Annotated in this window: 17 protein-coding genes; 10 read left to right on the top strand and 7 right to left on the bottom strand. The window is 60.3% G+C overall.

What is annotated here, in order from left to right:
- Positions 1–145 precede the first annotated feature (145 nt).
- Positions 146–1,087: an AEC family transporter gene (locus CUN63_RS08020; protein ID WP_129438515.1), complete on the top strand. Its 942-nt coding sequence runs from the start codon at positions 146–148 to the stop codon at positions 1,085–1,087.
- A gap of 95 nt (positions 1,088–1,182) precedes the next feature.
- Here CUN63_RS08020 and CUN63_RS08015 read toward each other — a convergent pair whose 3' ends face one another.
- The 6 genes from CUN63_RS08015 to gatC all read right to left on the bottom strand — a co-directional run bounded on the left by CUN63_RS08015 (position 1,183) and on the right by gatC (position 6,407).
- Positions 1,183–1,563, bottom strand: a complete 381-nt coding sequence (locus CUN63_RS08015; protein WP_123365263.1) for a carboxymuconolactone decarboxylase family protein — start codon at positions 1,561–1,563, stop codon at positions 1,183–1,185.
- Positions 1,560–2,621 (bottom strand): calcium/sodium antiporter, encoded by a 1,062-nt coding sequence (locus tag CUN63_RS08010; protein ID WP_129438512.1) that lies wholly within the window; start codon positions 2,619–2,621, stop codon positions 1,560–1,562. The genes CUN63_RS08015 and CUN63_RS08010 overlap by 4 nt, the downstream gene beginning before the upstream one ends.
- Positions 2,622–2,671: 50 nt before the next feature.
- Positions 2,672–3,046, bottom strand: coding sequence for a septal ring lytic transglycosylase RlpA family protein (locus CUN63_RS08005; protein WP_129438510.1), 375 nt, complete (start codon positions 3,044–3,046; stop codon positions 2,672–2,674).
- A gap of 149 nt (positions 3,047–3,195) precedes the next feature.
- Positions 3,196–4,641, bottom strand: coding sequence for an Asp-tRNA(Asn)/Glu-tRNA(Gln) amidotransferase subunit GatB (gene gatB / locus CUN63_RS08000; protein WP_095129458.1), 1,446 nt, complete (start codon positions 4,639–4,641; stop codon positions 3,196–3,198).
- A 10-nt stretch (positions 4,642–4,651) separates the two neighbouring features.
- Positions 4,652–6,103: an Asp-tRNA(Asn)/Glu-tRNA(Gln) amidotransferase subunit GatA gene (gatA, locus tag CUN63_RS07995; RefSeq protein WP_129438508.1), complete on the bottom strand. Its 1,452-nt coding sequence runs from the start codon at positions 6,101–6,103 to the stop codon at positions 4,652–4,654.
- A 16-nt stretch (positions 6,104–6,119) separates the two neighbouring features.
- Positions 6,120–6,407 (bottom strand): Asp-tRNA(Asn)/Glu-tRNA(Gln) amidotransferase subunit GatC, encoded by a 288-nt coding sequence (gene gatC, locus CUN63_RS07990; RefSeq protein WP_008026876.1) that lies wholly within the window; start codon positions 6,405–6,407, stop codon positions 6,120–6,122.
- 214 nt (positions 6,408–6,621) lie between these two features.
- Here gatC and mreB point away from each other — a divergent pair, with 214 nt between their 5' ends.
- From mreB to tldD, 8 genes are all read left to right on the top strand, one after another.
- Positions 6,622–7,659, top strand: coding sequence for a rod shape-determining protein MreB (gene mreB, locus CUN63_RS07985; protein ID WP_002555108.1), 1,038 nt, complete (start codon positions 6,622–6,624; stop codon positions 7,657–7,659).
- A 142-nt stretch (positions 7,660–7,801) separates the two neighbouring features.
- A complete protein-coding gene (gene mreC, locus CUN63_RS07980) occupies positions 7,802–8,959 on the top strand; it encodes a rod shape-determining protein MreC (protein ID WP_129438506.1) in 1,158 nt (385 codons plus the stop codon).
- A complete protein-coding gene (gene mreD, locus CUN63_RS07975; RefSeq protein WP_129438504.1) occupies positions 8,959–9,450 on the top strand; it encodes a rod shape-determining protein MreD in 492 nt (163 codons plus the stop codon). The genes mreC and mreD overlap by 1 nt, the downstream gene beginning before the upstream one ends.
- Positions 9,451–9,494: 44 nt before the next feature.
- Positions 9,495–10,091 (top strand): nucleoside triphosphate pyrophosphatase, encoded by a 597-nt coding sequence (locus tag CUN63_RS07970; protein ID WP_129438501.1) that lies wholly within the window; start codon positions 9,495–9,497, stop codon positions 10,089–10,091.
- A 57-nt stretch (positions 10,092–10,148) separates the two neighbouring features.
- Entirely contained in the window at positions 10,149–11,606 is a 1,458-nt protein-coding gene (gene rng / locus CUN63_RS07965) for a ribonuclease G (protein ID WP_033058026.1), read from the top strand.
- Between the two features lie 75 nt (positions 11,607–11,681).
- Positions 11,682–15,485 carry a YhdP family protein gene (locus CUN63_RS07960; RefSeq protein ID WP_129438498.1) on the top strand — a complete coding sequence of 1,268 codons (3,804 nt, stop codon included), beginning with the start codon at positions 11,682–11,684 and terminating at the stop codon, positions 15,483–15,485.
- A gap of 178 nt (positions 15,486–15,663) precedes the next feature.
- Entirely contained in the window at positions 15,664–16,512 is an 849-nt protein-coding gene (locus CUN63_RS07955) for a carbon-nitrogen hydrolase family protein (protein WP_129438496.1), read from the top strand.
- 18 nt (positions 16,513–16,530) lie between these two features.
- Positions 16,531–17,973: a metalloprotease TldD gene (gene tldD, locus CUN63_RS07950; RefSeq protein WP_129438494.1), complete on the top strand. Its 1,443-nt coding sequence runs from the start codon at positions 16,531–16,533 to the stop codon at positions 17,971–17,973.
- A 48-nt stretch (positions 17,974–18,021) separates the two neighbouring features.
- On the opposite strand, the gene yjgA is transcribed toward tldD, so the two are convergent.
- On the bottom strand, positions 18,022–18,546 hold the full coding sequence (yjgA, locus tag CUN63_RS07945) for a ribosome biogenesis factor YjgA (protein ID WP_033058015.1): 525 nt from the start codon (positions 18,544–18,546) through the stop codon (positions 18,022–18,024).
- Positions 18,547–18,654: 108 nt separating this feature from the next.
- Between yjgA and pmbA the strand changes: the two genes are divergently transcribed.
- On the top strand, positions 18,655–20,001 hold the full coding sequence (gene pmbA / locus CUN63_RS07940; protein WP_129438492.1) for a metalloprotease PmbA: 1,347 nt from the start codon (positions 18,655–18,657) through the stop codon (positions 19,999–20,001).
- The last annotated feature ends 168 nt before the right edge of the window (positions 20,002–20,169 follow it).

Below are 20,169 nucleotides of genomic sequence, written 5' to 3'. Positions count from 1 at the left end.
TCTTCGCGAGCAAGCCCGCTCCCACATTTGAAATGCATTCCCCTGTGGGAGCGGGCTTGCTCGCGAAAGCGGTCTATCAGACGGCGGAGTCCCTAGTGGCTTATCATTAGCCCCCTAACGACGCTCACCCAAGGTTATCCCCGGCATGCTGGCTATCTTCCTCGAAACCCTGAACATCACCGCGCCGGTGTTTGCCATGCTGTTTCTGGGGGCGCTGCTCAAGCGCATCGACTGGATCAACGACAACTTCATCCACACCGCGTCGGCCCTGGTGTTTAACGTCACCATGCCGGCGTTGCTGTTTCTGGGCATCTTGCATGCCGACCTGCACGCCGCGTTGCAACCGGCGCTGCTGATCTATTTCTCGCTGGCGACGCTGGTGTGTTTTGCCATCGCCTGGGGCTGGGCGATCTGGAAGTGCCCGCGGGAAGATCGGGGGATTTATACCCAAGGCGCCTTTCGCGGCAACAACGGGGTGATCGGCCTCGCATTGGCGGCGAGCATGTACGGCGACTACGGGATTTCCCTCGGTGCGATTCTCGCGGCGTTGGTCATCCTGTTTTACAACACGCTCTCGACCATTGTGCTGGCGGTGTACAGCCCGGTGATCAAGTCCGACCCCTGGAGTATCTGCAAAAGTGTGATGGTCAATCCGCTGATCATCAGCGTGTTTGCGGCGGCGCCGTTTGCCTACTTCAAGATCAGCTTGCCGGGATGGCTGGAGACGTCCGGTCAATACCTGGCGCAAACCACCCTGCCATTGGCGCTGATCTGCATTGGCGGCACGCTGTCGCTGGCGGCCCTGCGCAAAAGCGGCAACATGGCGCTGAGTTCAAGCCTGGTGAAGATGATCGGCCTGCCGGTGCTGGCGACACTGGGGGCGTGGCTCTGGGGCTTTCGTGGTGCGGAGTTGGGGATTCTGTTTCTGTACTTCGGCAGCCCGACCGCCGCGGCCAGTTTTGTCATGGCCCGTCAGGCCAATGGCAATCATGAACTGGCGGCAGCGATCATCGTGATCACCACGTTGATGGCGGCGGTTACCACCAACCTCGGGATCTTCGTATTGCAATTGGGCGGATGGATGTAGGAGCTGCCGAAGGCTGCGATCTTTTGATCTTATTTTTCGGGGTGTTCGAAAGTGTTGAAGATCAAAAGATCGCAGCCTTCGGCAGCTCCTACAAATTATTCAGGTTTTTGGTAGGTATCAATCACTTCCTGCGCCGCGCGAAACGCATCGATGGCCGCCGGTACACCGGCATACACCGCGCAATGCAGCAGCGCTTCACGAATCTCTTCCACGGTGCAGCCATTGTTCAGCGCACCGCGCACGTGACCTTTCAATTCCTGCGGGCACTTCAACGCGGTCAGCGCGGCGAGGGTGATCAGGCTGCGGGTTTTCAATGGCAAACCTTCGCGGTTCCAGACGCTGCCCCAGGCGTGCTCGTTGACGAAATCCTGCAGCGGTTGAGTGAACTCGGTGGCATTGCCCAGCGCGCGGTCGACGAAGGCGTCGCCCATCACTTGGCGGCGTACTTCAACCCCAGGTTTTTTATCATCGGTCATGGCAATTCCTTATTGTGGTGTTGGCGACGCCAGGCGCGCAGCGACGTGAACAGCAAAAACGCCACCAGCGCCGGCAGGGCAAAAAACAGCATCAGGTGTTCAAGCTTGCCGGCCAGCGGCATGCCGGTGGTGAACGACACCACGTGCAGACCGTAAGCCAGATACAAACCCAAAAACATCAGACCTTCGGCGCGGGTCACCCGGTAACCGGAATAGAACACCGGCAGGCACAACACCGCGACGCCGAGCATCACTGGCAAGTCGAAGTCCAGGGCGTTGGGCGATACCGACAGCGGCGACGGCGCGATCAACGCGGTGAAGCCCAGCACGCCCAAGAGGTTGAACAGGTTGCTGCCGATCACGTTGCCCACGGCGATGTCGCGCTGACCGCGCAACGCGGCGATCAACGAGGTGGCCAGTTCCGGCAGGGAGGTGCTGACGGCGACGATGGTCAGGCCGATGATCCGCTCCGACAATCCCAGATCGGTCGCGACCGAAACCGCCGCGCCCAACAGCAAGTGCCCGGCGTAGACCAGCATCGCCAAACCCACGACGATCATCAGCAGACTGCTGAGCCATGGCGCTTGCGGGACTTCGTGGGTCGTCGATTGCGGACGGGTCGAGTGTCGCGACTGGCGCAGCAGCAGGCCCAGATACAGCACCAGTGCCGAGAGCAGCATCACGCCATCGACGCGGGTCAGTTCTTCGTTCCACGCCAATACGAACACCAGCAGGCTGGCGCCGATCATCAGCGGAATATCCAGGCGCACCAGTTGCCGTGAAACCCGCAGCGGGATGATCAGCGCCGAGAGTCCGAGGGTGACGAGAATGTTAAAGATGCTACTGCCGATCACGCTGCCGACGGCGATGTCGGCGTTCTGCGCCAGGGTGGCTTGCAGGCTGACTGCCATCTGCGGTGCGCTGCTGCCGAGGGCGACGATGGTCAGGCCGATAATCAGCGGCCGTACATGCAGGCGCGCGGCGAGGCGCACGGCGGCGCGCACCATCAACTCGGCGCCGGCGATCAGCAACAGCAAGCCGCTGAGCAATTCAATCACGCTGATCAGGGGTAAATCGGCAAGTCCGAAAATGGTCAGCGCTCCGTCTATCAGTCGTCGAGGGCTTGCACGCGAACCTTCGCGGTGCCGCTACTGAGCATACCCAGTTGTTCGGCCGCTTCATGTGAAACATCGATCAGACGCCCACGGGTGTGCGGCCCGCGATCGTTGATGCGAACCACGCAGGACTTGTCGTTGTTCAGATTGGTGACCTTCACTCGCGTGCCAAAGGGCAACTGGCGATGGGCGGAGGTCAGGGAATTCTTGTTGAAACGCTCGCCACTGGCGGTGCGTTTACCTTGGTGTTTGGCGCCGTAATACGAGGCAACACCGGTCTTGTCATAGCCGTGTGGATCGATGGTGTCGGTGCTGGCGCAACCGGCCAGCAGAGAGAGCAGGGCACAGGTACTGAGGAAGCGTTTCATTCGAAGGTTTCCACATACAAATGTGGGAGCGGGCTTGCTCGCGAAGGGGGCATCACATCCAACATCAATGTTGACTGATACACCGCTTTCGCGAGCAAGCCCGCTCCCACAGGGATTAGAGCCAGGCTTTAAATCTGGCTCCATTCTCATCAGCCTTCGAGCTTGCTTTTCAGCAGTTCGTTGACCTGTTGCGGGTTGGCCTTGCCTTTGGAGGCTTTCATGGCCTGCCCGACGAAGAAGCCGAACATCTTGCCGCGTTTGGCTTCGTCTGCCGCGCGATACTGTTCAACTTGTTCGGCATTGGCCGCGAGCATTTCGTCCAACACTGCCGAGATCGCGCCGGTGTCGGTCACTTGCTTCAAACCGCGCTTGTCGATGATCTCGTCCGCGCTGCCTTCGCCGTTGGCCATGGCTTCAAACACCACTTTGGCGATCTTGCCGGAGATGGTGTTGTCGGTGATGCGCAGGAGCATGCCGCCCAGTTGCTCGGCCGAGACCGGTGACTGGTCGATGTCCAGGCCCTGTTTGTTCAACAGGCTACCCAGTTCAACCATCACCCAGTTGGCCGCCAGCTTGGCGTCGCCGCCGATGCTCACGACTTTCTCGAAGTAATCGGCTTGCTCGCGGCTGGTGGCCAGGACGCTGGCGTCGTAGACCGACAGACCGAACTGCGCCTGGAAGCGCTCGCGTTTCTGCGGTGGCAATTCCGGCAGGGTGGCGCGCACGTCGTCGAGGAACGAGTCTTCGATGACCACCGGCAGCAGGTCCGGATCGGGGAAGTAACGGTAGTCGTTGGCTTCCTCTTTGCTGCGCATCGGGCGGGTTTCGTCCTTGTTCGGATCGTACAGGCGGGTCTGCTGGATCACCCTGCCGCCGTCTTCGATCAGTTCGATCTGACGCTGCACTTCGGTGTTGATCGCCTTCTCGATGAAACGGAACGAGTTGACGTTCTTGATCTCGCAGCGAGTGCCGAATTCAACCTGGCCTTTTGGACGGATCGACACGTTGCAGTCGCAACGCAGCGAGCCTTCGGCCATGTTGCCGTCGCAAATGCCCAGGTAACGGACCATCGCGTGGACAGCCTTGACGTAAGCCACGGCTTCCTTGGCGCTGCGCATGTCCGGCTCGGAAACGATTTCCAGCAGCGGCGTGCCGGCACGGTTCAGGTCGATACCGGTGGCACCGCTGAATTCTTCGTGCAGGCTTTTACCGGCGTCTTCTTCCAGGTGCGCGCGGGTGATGCCGACGCGCTTGACCGTGCCGTCTTCCAGCGCGATGTCCAGGTGGCCTTTGCCAACGATCGGCAATTCCATCTGGCTGATCTGGTAGCCCTTGGGCAGGTCCGGGTAGAAATAGTTTTTACGGGCGAACACGTTGTGCTGGCCGATCTCGGCATCGATGGCCAGACCGAACATCACCGCCATGCGCACCGCTTCCTGGTTCAGCACCGGCAATACGCCGGGCATACCGAGGTCAACCAGGCTGGCCTGGGTGTTCGGCTCGGAACCGAAAGTGGTGGAGCTACCGGAAAAGATTTTCGACCGGGTGGTGAGCTGGGTGTGAATCTCCAGCCCGATCACGACTTCCCATTGCATGTGTTTCTCCTCAGAAGCCGGTTGGGGTGCGGGTGTGCCAGTCAGTGTTCAGCTGATACTGGTGGGCAACGTTCAACAGGCGACCTTCCTGGAAATACGGGGCGAGCAATTGCACGCCGACCGGCAGGCCGTCGACAAAACCGGCTGGCATGGACAAGCCCGGCAAACCGGCGAGGTTGGCGGTGATGGTGTAGACGTCTTCCAGGTACGCAGCAACCGGGTCGCTGCTCTTGGCGCCAAGCTTCCAGGCCGGGTTAGGCGTGGTTGGGCCGAGGATGATGTCGACCTCATTGAAGGCAGCCATGAAGTCGTTCTTCACCAAACGGCGAATCTTCTGCGCCTTCAGGTAGTAAGCGTCGTAGTAACCGGCGGACAGCGCGTAGGCACCGACCATGATCCGGCGCTGCACTTCCGGGCCGAAACCTTCGCCACGGGAACGCTTGTAGAGGTCTTCCAGGTTTTTCGGGTCTTCGCAGCGATAGCCGAAACGCACGCCGTCGAAACGCGACAGGTTGGAAGACGCTTCTGCCGGGGCGATCACGTAGTACGCAGGGATCGCGTGCTGCATGTTCGGCAGGCTGATTTCCTTGACCACAGCACCGAGCTTTTCCAGCTCCTTGACGCTGTTGTGGATCAGCTCGGCGATGCGCGGGTCGAGACCGGCGCTGAAATACTCTTTAGGAACGCCAATGCGCAGGCCTTGCAGCGAACCGTTGAGGCCGGCGCTGTAATCCGGCACGGGCTCGTCGATGCTGGTGGAGTCTTGCGGGTCGAAACCGGCCATGCCTTGCAGCAGGATGGCGCAGTCTTCGGCTGTGCGCGCCAATGGGCCGCCCTGATCGAGACTGGAGGCGTAAGCGATCATGCCCCAGCGCGAAACGCGACCGTACGTCGGTTTCAGACCGGTCAGGTTGGTAAACGCGGCCGGCTGGCGGATCGAGCCGCCGGTGTCGGTGGCAGTGGCGGCCGGCAACAGACGAGCGGCAACGGCTGCGGCCGAACCACCGGACGAACCGCCGGGCACGTGTTCCAGGTTCCACGGGTTTTTCACTGCGCCGTAGTAGCTCGACTCGTTGGCCGAACCCATGGCGAATTCGTCCATGTTGGTCTTGCCTAGCGTCACGGCACCAGCGGCGGCCAGCTTGGCGACCACGGTGGCGTCGTATGGGGCTTTAAAGTTGTCGAGCATCTTCGATCCGCAGCTGGTGCGGATGCCCTGGGTGCAGAACAGGTCTTTATGGGCGATCGGCGCACCGAGCAGGGCGCCGCTCTCACCATTGGCCCGGCGTGCGTCAGCGGCTTTCGCCTGCTGGAGCGCCAGGTCTTCGGTGAGGCTGATGAAACTGTTGAGCTGAGGGTCGAGCTGGGCGATACGCGCCAGCAGGGTTTTGGTCAGCTCTTCGGAAGAAAACTTTTTATCGGCGAGTCCGCGGGCGATCTCGGCCAGAGTCAATTGATGCATTGCAGGCTCTTTCCCTTTAGTCGATGACTTTCGGAACCAGGTACAGGCCGTTTTCGACCGCTGGTGCGATGGACTGATAGGCCTCGCGATGATTGGTCTCGGTCACGACGTCTGCACGCAGGCGCTGGCTGGCTTCCAGTGGGTGGGCGAGCGGCTCGATACCGTCGGTATTGACCGCCTGCATTTCGTCGACCAGTCCCAGAATGCTGTTCAGGGCCGAAGTGATGTGTGGAAGATCGGCATCATTAAGGCCAAGACAGGCCAGATGAGCGATTTTTTCCACGTCGGAGCGTTCAAGCGTCATGGGATTCTCCAGTGGAAGGAAAACAGAACGGATGCTATCCGTGTGTTAGATTGTCGGAACACTACCGCATTTCTACGGTCATAAGGCCGCGATTGTGGGGGTTGGTGCACAGAAAAGCGGCCAATTTAACATATTGGCGCCTTGCCCAAAATCCCTGTCGTTGTTAGAGTTTGCCGCACTTTTTTACCCACGCGTTGCCTAGGGTCCCTTTCCCATGTTCAAGAAACTGCGTGGCATGTTTTCCAGCGATCTTTCCATTGACCTGGGCACTGCCAACACCCTTATTTACGTGCGCGAGCGCGGTATCGTCCTGAATGAGCCCTCGGTTGTGGCTATTCGGACACACGGTAACCAGAAAAGTGTCGTTGCTGTCGGCACCGAGGCCAAGCGCATGCTCGGCCGTACGCCGGGCAACATTGCTGCCATTCGTCCGATGAAGGACGGCGTGATTGCCGACTTCAGCGTCTGCGAAAAGATGCTGCAATACTTTATCAACAAGGTTCACGAAAACAGCTTCCTGCAGCCTAGCCCTCGTGTGTTGATCTGCGTTCCGTGCAAATCCACCCAGGTTGAGCGTCGTGCCATCCGTGAATCGGCCCTCGGTGCCGGTGCCCGTGAAGTGTTCCTGATCGAAGAGCCAATGGCTGCCGCGATCGGTGCCGGCCTGCCGGTTGAAGAAGCTCGCGGCTCGATGGTTGTCGATATCGGTGGCGGTACCACTGAAATCGCGCTGATCTCCCTGAACGGTGTGGTTTACGCCGAGTCCGTACGGGTTGGCGGCGACCGCTTCGACGAAGCGATCATCACTTACGTGCGTCGCAACTACGGTAGCCTGATCGGCGAATCCACTGCCGAGCGCATAAAGCAGGAAATCGGTACTGCCTACCCGGGCGGCGAAGTTCGCGAAGTCGACGTTCGTGGCCGTAACCTGGCCGAAGGCGTTCCACGCGCATTCACCCTGAACTCCAATGAAGTGCTGGAAGCTCTGCAAGAGTCCCTGGCCACCATCGTTCAGGCTGTGAAAAGTGCACTGGAGCAATCGCCTCCGGAACTGGCTTCCGATATCGCCGAGCGTGGTCTGGTACTGACCGGTGGTGGCGCCTTGCTGCGTGACCTCGACAAGTTGCTGGCCCAGGAAACCGGTCTGCCGGTAATCGTCGCGGAAGATCCGCTGACCTGCGTTGCTCGCGGCGGTGGCCGTGCATTGGAAATGATGGATAAACACACCATGGACCTGCTGTCGAGCGAGTGATCTCGCCCGACGCATCTATGCTGTTGGCGCGCAGGCAGCACTTTGCAGTGCTGCCTGTTGGCGTTTATCTTCTGTCAGTCTGCATCCAGGCCGGTTTGATGCCGTATGAATAAAGAGAACATTTGCCTGGGAGGAGCGGCTTATTAAACCGCTTTTCACCAAAGGGCCTTCACTGGGCGTGCGCTTGTTGGTGCTGGTCGTGCTATCGGTCGCGCTGATGGTGGTCGATGCCCGCTTCACACTGCTCAAGCCAGTGCGTAGCCAAATGTCGCTGGTGCTGATGCAGTCTTACTGGATCACCGACCTGCCACAGCGGTTATGGCAGGGTGTGGCCAGCCAGTTTGGCAGCCGTACCGAACTCGTCGCCGAAAACGAAAAACTCAAAACCGAAAACCTGCTGTTGCAAGGCCGCATGCAAAAGCTTGCCGCCCTCACCGAGCAGAACGTTCGGCTGCGCGAGTTGCTCAACTCCTCCGCGCTGGTCAACGAGAAGGTCGAAGTGGCCGAGCTGATCGGCATGGACCCCAATCCCTTCACCCATCGCATCATCATCAATAAAGGTGAGCGTGACGGTGTGGTCCTCGGTCAGCCGGTGCTCGATGCCCGTGGCTTGATGGGCCAGGTGGTCGAGTTGATGCCATACACCTCTCGTGTGCTGTTGCTGACCGACACCACTCACAGCATTCCGGTGCAGGTGAACCGCAACGGTCTGCGGGCGATTGCCAGCGGCACCGGTAACCCGGAACGCCTGGAGCTGCGTCACGTGGCCGATACCGCCGACATTAAAGAAGGCGATCTGCTGGTCAGCTCTGGTCTGGGTCAGCGGTTCCCGGCGGGTTATCCGGTAGCGACGGTCAAGGAAGTGATTCACGATTCCGGTCAGCCGTTCGCTATTGTGCGTGCCGTGCCGACCGCCGCCTTGAACCGCAGCCGTTACCTGTTGCTGGTGTTCACCGACGGCCGCACGGCCGAAGAGCGCGCCAACGAAGCTGCCCAGGCTCAAGAAGCCTTGGACCAGCACGGTGGTGGACCAATCATTCCAGCGACAGTGCCGAAACCTGCCATCGTCCCGGCTGCTGTCGCTGCACCCGTGACTCCGGTTGCGCCGACGGCTACCCCAGCGGCTACAACCCTGCCCAAACCTGCGGCAACTCATCCTGCTCCTGCGAAACCTGCCGCCAGCAAGCCTCCCGCGACGCAGCCTGCGGCTGCTAAACCGCCGGCCACGCCACCCGCTGCCGTGAAGCCTGCAGCCAAACCGCCTGTCTCTGCGCCGGCTACCACTGGGGGACGAGAATAATGGTTGGTGCTACTGCCTCCCGAAACGACTGGATGGTCTGGCTGACATTCGCCATAGGTATGCTGCTCAGCGTTTCGCCGCTGCCACAATTCATGGAAATCCTCCGTCCACTGTGGCTGGCCTTGCTGCTGGCATTCTGGGCGTTAGCCATGCCGCAGAAAGTCGGGATGGTCACCGCGTGGTGCCTGGGCCTGGCCGAAGACGTGCTTTATGGCACGCTGCTGGGCCAGAACGCATTGATCCTGACGCTGATCACGTACCTGGTGCTGGCGCTGCAACAGCGTCTGCGCATGTTCCCGATGTGGCAACAGAGCCTGGTGATCCTGGTGATCTTCGGCCTCGCGCAGCTTGTTCAACTATGGCTCAGCGCCCTGACCGGCAATCGTCAGCCGACGCTGGCGCTGGTCTTGCCGGCACTGGTCAGCGCATTGCTCTGGCCGTGGATCAGCTACGGTTTGCGCGGTTTGCGTCGACGCTACAAAATCAATTAATTCGGTCAGGCATTTGCCCGCACCTCGACAAGGGAGATGTCTTGATGAAGTTGTTGTACCTCGCCTCAGGCTCGCCGCGTCGGCGTGAACTGCTCACGCAGATCGGCGTGCCGTTCTCCGCCATCAGCGCGGACATCGATGAAACCCCTTTAGAAAATGAATCCCCTTCGGCCTATGTCGAGCGCCTGGCGTGCGGCAAAGCCGAGGCCGGGCGCGGGACTGTCGTGTCCGCCGCAGATTTTTGCGTGCTGGGCGCCGACACCGCCGTGGTGCTGGACGGAAAAATTCTCGGCAAGCCGGTTGATGAAGCCGAGGCGTGCGCCATGCTTATGATGTTGTCCGGGTGTGAGCATGAAGTCCTGACGGCGATTGCGGTGCGAGAGGGTGAGCGTTGCGAGTCTCGGGTGGTGAGCAGTCTGGTGCGTTTTCGCAACATCAGTCGTGATGAAGCGGTGACCTACTGGGCCAGCGGCGAGCCGCAGGACAAGGCCGGCGGCTACGGCATTCAAGGGCTCGGCGCGGTATTTGTCGCCGGGCTCAATGGCAGTTACTCGGCGGTGGTCGGACTACCTCTGTGCGAAACCGCTGAGCTGCTTGGCCATTTCGGCATACCCTGTTGGCAAACCCTTAACGCGCGTTGAGCGTCGTACTGACAAGATGCGGCCATTATCGTGAACATGCCTGAACGAGACCCTGCCATGAGTGAAGAGATCCTGATCAACATCACGCCGATGGAATCGCGCGTGGCGGTGGTTGAAAACGGTGTTTTGCAAGAGGTCCACGTCGAGCGCACGCAAAAGCGCGGGATCGTCGGCAACATCTATAAAGGCAAGGTCGTGCGGGTATTACCCGGCATGCAGGCGGCATTCGTCGACATCGGACTGGACCGCGCCGCGTTCATTCACGCCTCGGAAATCTCCCTGCGCGAAGGCCCGGCGGTCGAGAGCATCAGCGCTCTGGTTCATGAGGGTCAGAGCCTGGTGGTGCAAGTGACCAAGGACCCGATCGGCTCCAAAGGCGCACGCCTGACGACTCAGTTGTCGATTCCATCGCGTTATCTGGTGTACATGCCGCGCACTGCACACGTTGGCATTTCGTTGAAGATTGAAGACGAAGCCGAGCGTGAACGTCTCAAACAAGTGGTCACTGATTGCGTGGCCAAAGAAGGCATCCAAGAGGCCGGTGGCTTCATCCTGCGTACCGCTGCCGAAGGTGCCGGTGCCGATGAAATCCTCATGGACATCCGCTACCTGCGTCGGCTCTGGGATCAGATCAACGAGCAGATCAAAACCATCAGCGCACCGAGTGTGATCTACGAAGACCTCGGCCTGGCGCTGCGCACCTTGCGTGATCTGGTGAGCCCGAAGATCGAGAAGATCCGGATCGACTCCCGGGAAACCTTCCAGAAAACCACACAGTTCGTCGCCGAGCTGATGCCGGAAATCGCCGATCGTCTTGAGCATTACCCGGGTGAGCGGCCGATCTTCGACCTGTACGGCGTCGAAGACGAAATCCAGAAGGCCCTGGAGCGCAAAGTCCCGCTGAAGTCCGGCGGTTACCTGGTGGTCGATCCGGCGGAAGCCATGAGCACCATCGACGTCAACACCGGGGCGTTCGTCGGTCATCGCAACCTCGAAGAAACCATTTTCAAGACCAACCTCGAAGCCGCGACCGCCATTGCTCGCCAGCTGCGCCTGCGCAACCTGGGCGGGATCATCATCATCGACTTCATCGACATGGAAGATGAAGAGCACCAGCGTCAGGTGCTGCGCACCCTCGAGAAGCAACTGGAGCGCGATCACGCCAAGACCAACATCATCGGCATCACCGAGTTGGGCCTGGTGCAGATGACCCGCAAGCGTACCCGCGAAAGTCTTGAACAAGTGCTGTGCGAGCCGTGCAGCAGCTGTCAGGGTCGCGGCAAGCTCAAGACGCCGGAAACCGTTTGCTACGAGATTTTCCGCGAAATCCTCCGAGAGGCTCGCGCCTATCAGGCGGAAGGCTATCGTGTATTGGCAAACCAGAAAGTGGTCGACCGTTTGCTCGATGAAGAATCGGGCAATGTCGCCGAGCTCGAAGGTTTTATCGGACGCACCATCCGGTTCCAGGTGGAAACCATGTATTCCCAGGAACAATACGACGTGGTGCTGCTCTGAATCGCTGTATTTCAACCCTGCTAGAACGGCTGGCCTCAGCTTTTTGCAGTATTTTTGCCATGGGAGCCAACTGACATGGAACGTCTGACACGCATTTTGGCCGCACTGACCCGCTGGGGGCTGGGGCTGTGTGCGTTGGCATTGGTGTTGATGGCGTTATACGTCAGCCTCGGCCGAGAGCTGACGCCGCTGGTGGCCGAGTACCGTGCCGAAGTCGAAGCCAAAGCCAGCGCTGCCTTGGGCATGCCGCTGACTATCGGCGAATTGGAAGGCAACTGGAGCGGCTTTGCGCCGATCATGCTGGCTCACGATGTGATGGTCGGCGAGGGCGCCAATGCCCTGCGGCTGGATCAGGTGCGCGCGGTGCCGGATCTGTGGGCCAGTCTGCTGGCTCGTGAAGTGCGCATCGCTCACCTGGAACTCAGCGGCCTGAAGATCAGCCTCAAGGAAAGCGAGGACGGGACTTGGGCGCTGGAAGGTTTGCCGGTGCAGCAGGATCAGCCGCTGGATCCTGAACAAATGCTCAATCGCATGCAGAGGGTTCAGCAGCTGTCGGTGCTCGATAGCCAAGTCACTTTGCAGCCACTGCAAGAGCAGCCGCTGACCCTGACTTACGTCGGGCTGAATCTGAAAACCGGCGTCTCCCGCCAGCGACTCGACGCCCGTTTGACCCTGCCCGACGGACAACCGGTGGCCATCAGTCTGCGTACCCGTCTGCGCGCCAGCGAATGGAAAGACGGCGAGGCCGAAGCTTATTTGAGCCTGCCGCAAAGCGACTGGTCGAAATGGTTGCCTGAGCGCCTGACCCAACAATGGAATTTTTCCGAGTTCAAGGCCGGCGGCGAGCTTTGGGTGAACTGGAACAAGGGCGCCCTGCAAAGTGCTGCGATTCGCTTGAACGCGCCGCAACTCAAGGGCGCGTACGCCGAGCGCAAGCCGATCCAGATCAACAATCTGGCGCTCAATGGCTATTTTCAGCGCAGCTCCGAAGGCGTGCTGGTTACCCTGGATTCGCTGGCCATGAACCTTGGCGAGACCCGTTGGGAATCGCATCTGCAACTCAAGCAAAACGAGGCGACCGACAAGACTGAAGAGCTTTGGCATCTGCAAGCCGACCGCCTCGACCTCACCCCGATCACCCCGCTACTGAATGCCTTGGGGCCGCTGCCCGAAGGCATCGCCACCGCCGTCGAGCGACTCAAAGTGACCGGCGGCCTGCGCAACGTGCTGATCGACTTCCGGCCCAATGCCACCGACGACAGCAAATTCAGCTTTGCCGCTAACCTGGATCGGGTCGGCTTCGATGCCTATCACGGCGCTCCGGCGGCACGAAATGTCAGTGGCAGCATCAGCGGTGATCTGGGCGGTGGCGAGCTGCGCATGGACAGCAAGGATTTTTCCCTGCACTTGGACCCGATCTTCGCCAAGCCATGGCAGTACATTCAGGCCAATGCCCGACTGACCTGGAAGCTCGACAAAGAAGCTTTCACCTTGATCGCGCCATACCTGAAGGTGCTGGGCGAGGAGGGCAAGATTGCTGGCGACTTCCTGATCCGCCTGCATTTCGACCACACCCAGGAAGACTACATGGACCTGCGGGTCGGTCTGGTGGACGGCGACGGTCGTTACACCGCCAAGTACTTGCCGACAATGCTCAGCCCGGGGCTGGACGAATGGCTGCGTACGGCGATTCTCAAAGGTGCGGTGGACGAAGGCTTCTTCCAGTACCAGGGTTCGCTGAACCACGGGGCCGCCGAGACTGCCCGCAGCATCAGTCTGTTCTTCAAGGTTCACGATGCGGAACTGGCCTTCCAGCCAGGCTGGCCACATGTCAGCAAGGTCACGGGTGACGTGTTTGTTGAAGACAGCGGTGTGCGGATACTGGCCAGCAAGGGTCAATTGCTCAATACCGAGGTCAGCGACATTTACGTCAATATTCCCCATGTGCCAGCAGGGCAAAACGTCCATCTGTTCCTCGACGGCGGATTCGCGGGCGGGTTGGGCGATGGCCTGAAGATTCTCCAGGAAGCGCCGATCGGCACCGCAGCCACCTTTGCCGATTGGGAAGGTGAAGGCGATCTGCAAGGCAAACTGAAACTGGATATTCCGCTGGTCAAAGGCGAGCAGCCGAAGATCCTCGTCGACTTCAAGACCGCCAAGGCCCGTCTGAAACTGGCCGAGCCAACCCTGGAGCTGACTCAGCTCAAGGGCGATTTCCGTTTCGACAGCACCAAGGGTTTGAGTGGGCAAAACATCACCGCGCGCGCTTTTGATAAACCTGTCACCGCACAGATTTTCGCCGATGGCGGCCCCGGCAACCTCAAGACTCGCGTCGCTGCCTCGGGCCAGGTCGAGGTCAAGAGACTGACGGACTGGCTGAGTGTTACTCAGCCGTTGCCAGTGTCCGGTGTGATCCCTTATCAGCTGCAACTGAACCTTGATGGGGCCGACAGTCAATTGATGGTCAGCTCCAACCTCAAGGGCGTAGCAATCGATTTGCCGGCGCCGTTCGGCATGGCAGCCAACGTCGGTCGCGACACCACGTTCCGCATGACGCTGCAGGGGCCGGAGCGACGCTACTGGGTCAATTACGGTGAGCTGGCTAACTTCACGTTTGCGGCACCGCCCGGCAATTTTGCCGACGGTCGTGGCGAGTTGTTCCTGGGGGGCGGCAATGCCGTGCTGCCCGGCGCCAAAGGCCTGCGGGTGCGCGGTGTGCTGTCGGAACTGGACGTCCGCCCCTGGAAGGACCTGGTAGACAAGTACGCAGGCAAGAATCCGGGCGGCAACGCCAAACAGTTGCTCAGCAGCGCGGATTTCAAGATTGGCAAGCTCAGCGGTGTCGGCACTACGCTCGATCAGGCGTCGGTGCAGTTGAACCGCAAACCTGCCACATGGGCCTTGCAACTCGACAGTCAGCAGGTCAAGGGCAGCGCCAGCATCCCCGATGCGAAAGCCACGCCGATTGCGATCAATCTGCAATACGTGCGTTTGCCGGCGCCAGACCCGACGGTCCTGGCCGACGAAAACTCGCCAGATCCGCTGGCCTCGGTGGATCCGACGAAGATCCCTGCACTGGATATCACCATCAATCAGCTGTTCCAGGGCAACGACCTCGTCGGGGCCTGGTATCTGAAAGTTCGTCCGAGCGCCAAGGGCATTGCGTTTACCACGCTGGATCTGGGCCTCAAGGGCATTCTCCTGCAGGGCAGCGGCGGTTGGGAAGGTATGCCCGGTTCCAGCAGCAGCTGGTACAAAGGCCGGATCAGCGGCAAGAATCTCGCCGATGTGCTGAAGGGCTGGGGATTTGCGCCGAGTGTCACCAGTGAAGATTTTCATATGAATGTCGATGGTCGCTGGCCCGGTTCGCCGGCCTGGCTGGCCACCAAGCGCTTCTCTGGAACCCTCGATGCTTCGCTGAATAAAGGCCAGTTCGTTGAAGTTGAGGGCAGCGCCCAGGCATTGCGCGTGTTTGGCTTGCTGAACTTCAACTCCATCGGCCGCCGGCTGCGCCTGGACTTCTCCGACCTGTTCGGCAAAGGCTTGAGTTACGACCGGGTCAAAGGCCTGCTGGTCGCGAACAACGGCGTATACGTGACGCGTGAGCCGATCCTGTTGACCGGTCCGTCGAGCAACATCGAACTCAACGGGACGCTGGACCTGGTGGGCGATAAGGTCGATGCCAAGTTGCTGGTGACGTTACCTGTGACCAACAACCTGCCGATTGCCGCGCTGATCGTCGGTGCACCGGCTATCGGCGGCGCGCTGTTCCTGATCGATAAGCTGATCGGTGACCGTGTGGCGCGTTTCGCCAGCGTCCAATACACCGTCAAGGGGCCGTGGAAAGAGCCGAAAATCACCTTCGACAAGCCTTTTTGACAACGCCACGCCTAAGGCCGATGGAGTAGCATGGCCGTAAGTCCCTGTAGGAGCTGACGAGTGAAACGAGGCTGCGATCTTTTGATTTTTCCTTTTAAGATCAAGATCAAAAAATCGCAGCCTCGTTTCACTCGTCAGCTCCTACAGGTATGTGTTGATTCCAGATCAGGAAAAGGCCATGTCTGTAGCGGTGATTCAAATGGTCAGCCAGAGCGATGTGCTGGCCAATCTGGCCCAGGCCCGTCGGCTGCTCGAGCAAGCGGCGACCAGTGGTGCGCAGCTTGCCGTACTGCCGGAAAACTTCGCCGCCATGGGCCGTCGCGACATCGCCGACATTGGCCGCGCCGAGGCATTGGGCGAAGGCCCAATCCTGCCCTGGTTGAAACAGACCGCCCGCGACCTCAAGTTATGGATAGTGGCCGGCACATTGCCGTTGCCGCCGGTGGATCAACCGACGGCCAAAGTGCATGCCTGCTCGCTGCTGGTGGATGACCACGGCGAAACCGTTGCACGGTATGACAAGTTGCACCTTTTCGACGTCGATGTGGCGGACAATCGCGGGCGTTATCGCGAATCCGATGACTATGCTTATGGCAGTGGGGTTGTCGTGGCGGACACGCCTGTCGGTCGAGTCGGGCTGACAGTGTGTTACGACCTGCGCTTCCCGGAGCTGTACAGCGAGTTACGCGCGGCTGGTGCGGAGTTGATTACCGCGCCGTCGGCCTTTACCGCGGTGACCGGCGCGGCGCATTGGGAGGTGTTGATTCGCGCGCGGGCCATCGAAACTCAATGTTATGTGCTCGCGGCTGCCCAGGGTGGGACGCATCCGGGGCCGCGGGAAACCTTTGGCCATGCCGCGATTGTCGACCCGTGGGGACGTGTGCTGGCGCAACAGGATCAAGGCGAGGCCGTGCTGCTGGCCGAACGCGATAGCAGCGAACAGGCGTCCATCAGGGCGCGGATGCCGGTGTCCAGTCACCGGCGCTTTTTCTCGCAGGGCGCCCGGCGACCTGCCTCAGAACGATGAATTTAAGGCGTAAAGCATATGAGCGAGTTGTTGTCCTCAGTCAGTGAACACCTCCTGGCGCCCGGCGGCGTAACAATCGAGAGCCTGCAAGGGGTGCTCGGCGATCTGGCCGGCCCGGGCATCGATGCTGCCGACCTGTATTTCCAGGGGCAGATTTCCGAGTCCTGGGCGCTGGAAGACGGGATCGTCAAGGAAGGCAGCTTCAATCTCGACCAAGGTGTCGGCGTGCGAGCGCAATCGGGTGAGAAAACCGGTTTTGCCTACAGCAATGCCATTACTCTCGAAGCCCTCGGCGCCGCGGCCCGTGCGGCGCGTTCGATCTCCCGCACCGGTCAGAACGGCACGGTGCAAGCGTTCACGACCCAGGATGTCGCCCAGTTGTACGGGCCGGACAACCCGTTGGAAGTGATGACCCGTGCCGAGAAGGTCGAACTGCTCAAGCGTATCGACGTCGCGACTCGCGCCCTCGACCCGCGTATCCAGCAAGTCACCGTGAGCATGGCCGGTGTCTGGGAACGAATCCTCGTGGCTTCCACCGATGGCGGCCTGGCTGCCGATGTACGGCCGTTGGTGCGCTTTAACGTCAGCGTGATCGTCGAGCAGAACGGTCGCCGTGAGCGCGGCGGTCATGGCGGTGGCGGTCGTACCGATTACCGTTATTTCCTCAGCGATGACCGCGCCATGAGCTACGCCCGTGAAGCGTTGCGTCAGGCGTTGGTGAATCTGGAAGCCATCCCTGCGCCGGCCGGTACGTTACCGGTGGTGCTGGGTTCGGGTTGGTCCGGCGTGTTGCTGCACGAAGCAGTCGGCCACGGTCTGGAAGGCGACTTCAACCGCAAGGGCAGTTCCGCCTACAGCGGGCGCATGGGCGAGATGGTTGCGTCCAAGCTTTGCACCATCGTCGATGACGGCACGCTGGCCGGGCGTCGCGGTTCCCTGAGCGTCGATGATGAAGGCACCCCGACCGAGTGCACGACACTGATCGAAAACGGCGTACTCAAAGGCTATATGCAGGACAAACTCAACGCCCGTCTGATGGGCGTGGCCCGTACCGGTAACGGTCGTCGCGAATCCTACGCGCACCTGCCGATGCCGCGCATGACCAACACCTACATGCTGGCGGGCGAAAGCGATCCGGCGGAAATCATCGCTTCGGTGAAGCGCGGCATCTACTGCGCCAACCTCGGCGGCGGTCAGGTGGACATCACCAGCGGCAAATTCGTGTTCTCCACCAGCGAGGCGTACCTGATCGAAGACGGCAAAATCACTGCCCCGGTCAAAGGCGCGACGTTGATCGGCAATGGCCCTGAAGCCATGAGCAAGGTGTCGATGGTCGGTAACGATCTGGCGCTGGACAGCGGCGTCGGGACGTGTGGCAAGGATGGGCAGTCGGTGCCGGTGGGTGTCGGCCAGCCAACGCTGAAAATCGATGCGATCACTGTGGGTGGCACAGGATCTTGAGGGATGGAGCTTCGGGTGAACCGCGTAGCGACTCACCCGATTCGGGACTTAACGCAGACCGCGTTGAGTCTCGTCCAGCTCACGGATGTACTTGAAGATTTTACGGCTCGATGCCGGTGGCTTGTTGGTCGCCAGTTCGTGCTGGGCCTGACGGATCAGGGAGCGCAATTGCTGACGATCAGCCTCCGGGTAGTCGACCACGAACTTCTCCAGGACCGCATCGTCGCCAGCGATCAAGCGATCACGCCAGCGTTCCAGGCCATGGAAACGTTCGTTGTACTGCCGAGTGGAGGCATCGAGTTGATCGAGCAGAGTCAGAATGGCGTCAGTGTCCTGATCGCGCATCAGTTTACCGATGAACATAAGGTGCCGTTTACGCGCGATATTCGCGGTGTGCTTGGGCGCATCGGCCAGTGCCCGGCGCATAGCGTCGGTCAACGGCAGTTTTGCCAGCAAGTCAGGCTTGAGCGTTGTAAGGCGCTCGCCGAGGTCAACCAGAGCATGAAGCTCGCGTTTAACCTGGGATTTGCTTTTTTCTCCCGTATCGAGGGAGTCGTCGTAAGAATCAACCATGGTGGCCGTCCGCAAAGAAACGCCGCCATGATAACCAGTCGGGGGCCGCTTGTCCGGCCCGGTCGCTCGAAGGCCCCAGCCGAAAGCAGAATTTGAGTGGAGAACAGCATGAGTGCAGTTGAAAGCGTCGGCCCACAAGCGTTGCCGGCACTGCAAGAACAAGTCGAGCAGATCATCGCTGAAGCCAAGCGTCAGGGCGCCAGTGCCTGTGAAGTGGCGGTGTCCCTGGAGCAGGGCCTGTCGACCTCGGTGCGTCAGCGTGAAGTCGAAACCGTCGAATTCAACCGCGATCAGGGCTTCGGCATCACCTTGTACGTCGGACAGCGCAAGGGCTCGGCCAGCACGTCCGCCAGCGGTCCGGAGGCGATTCGCGAAACCGTCGCCGCCGCACTGGCCATCGCCAAGCACACGTCTGAAGACGAAGCTTCGGGTTTGGCAGACGCCGCGCTGATGGCCAAGGATCTGCAGGATTTTGACCTGTTCCACGAATGGGACATCACCCCGGAGCAAGCCATCGAGCAGGCCCTGACCTGTGAAGCGGCGGCGTTTGCCACCGACAGCCGGATCAAGAACGCCGATGGCACCACCCTCAGCACCCATCAGGGCTGCCGTGTTTATGGCAACAGCCATGGTTTTATCGGCGGTTACGCGTCGACCCGGCACAGCCTGAGCTGCGTGATGATCGCCGAGGCCGACGGCCAGATGCAGCGCGATTACTGGTACGACGTGAACCGTCAGGGCAACTTGCTGGCCGACCCGGTGAGCATCGGCCAGCGTGCCGCGCAACGAGCGGCGAGCCGTCTGGGCGCGCGCCCGGTGCCGACCTGCGAAGTGCCGGTGCTGTTTTCCGCGGAGCTGGCCGGTGGTTTGTTCGGCAGTTTCCTCTCGGCGATCTCCGGCGGCAGCCTGTATCGCAAATCCTCGTTCCTTGAAGGCACGCTGGGGCAGAAACTGTTCCCGGAATGGCTGACCATCGATGAGCGTCCGCACTTGATGCGGGCCATGGGCAGTTCGGCGTTCGATGGTGATGGTCTGGCAACTTACGCCAAACCGTTCGTCGAAAAAGGCGAGTTGGTGTCGTACATCCTTGGCACGTACTCCGGCCGCAAACTCGGCATGCCGAGCACCGCCAACGCCGGCGGCGTGCACAACCTGTTCGTCACCCATGGCGACGAAGACCAGGCAGCCTTGCTGCGCCGTATGGGTCGCGGCCTGCTGGTGACTGAATTGATGGGTCAGGGTCTGAACATGGTCACTGGCGATTACTCCCGTGGCGCGGCGGGTTACTGGGTCGAGAACGGCGAAATCCAGTTTGCGGTCCAGGAAGTGACCATCGCCGGCAACATGCGTGACATGTTCAAACAGATCGTTGCGGTGGGTAATGACCTGGAACTGCGCAGCAACATCCGTACAGGTTCTGTGCTGATAGAACGCATGACGGTGGCGGGTAGCTAAACCCAACCGATACAAAAGAGGCGCGCCACCCATTGGGTGGCGCGCCTTTTTTTATGCGCCTTGCGCAGTCCCCTGTGGGAGTGAGCTTGCTCCCACATTGAACAGCATGTATTTCGCCGGGGTTGTTTTGGTTCTCATTATCATCTAATAATAAATCTCATTACCGAA

It is taken from the genome of Pseudomonas sp. ACM7 (assembly GCF_004136015.1).
Lineage (GTDB): Bacteria > Pseudomonadota > Gammaproteobacteria > Pseudomonadales > Pseudomonadaceae > Aquipseudomonas > Aquipseudomonas frigoris.
Note: the sequence above shows the minus strand (reverse complement) of the source record. Positions and strands in the feature narration are given on the sequence as shown.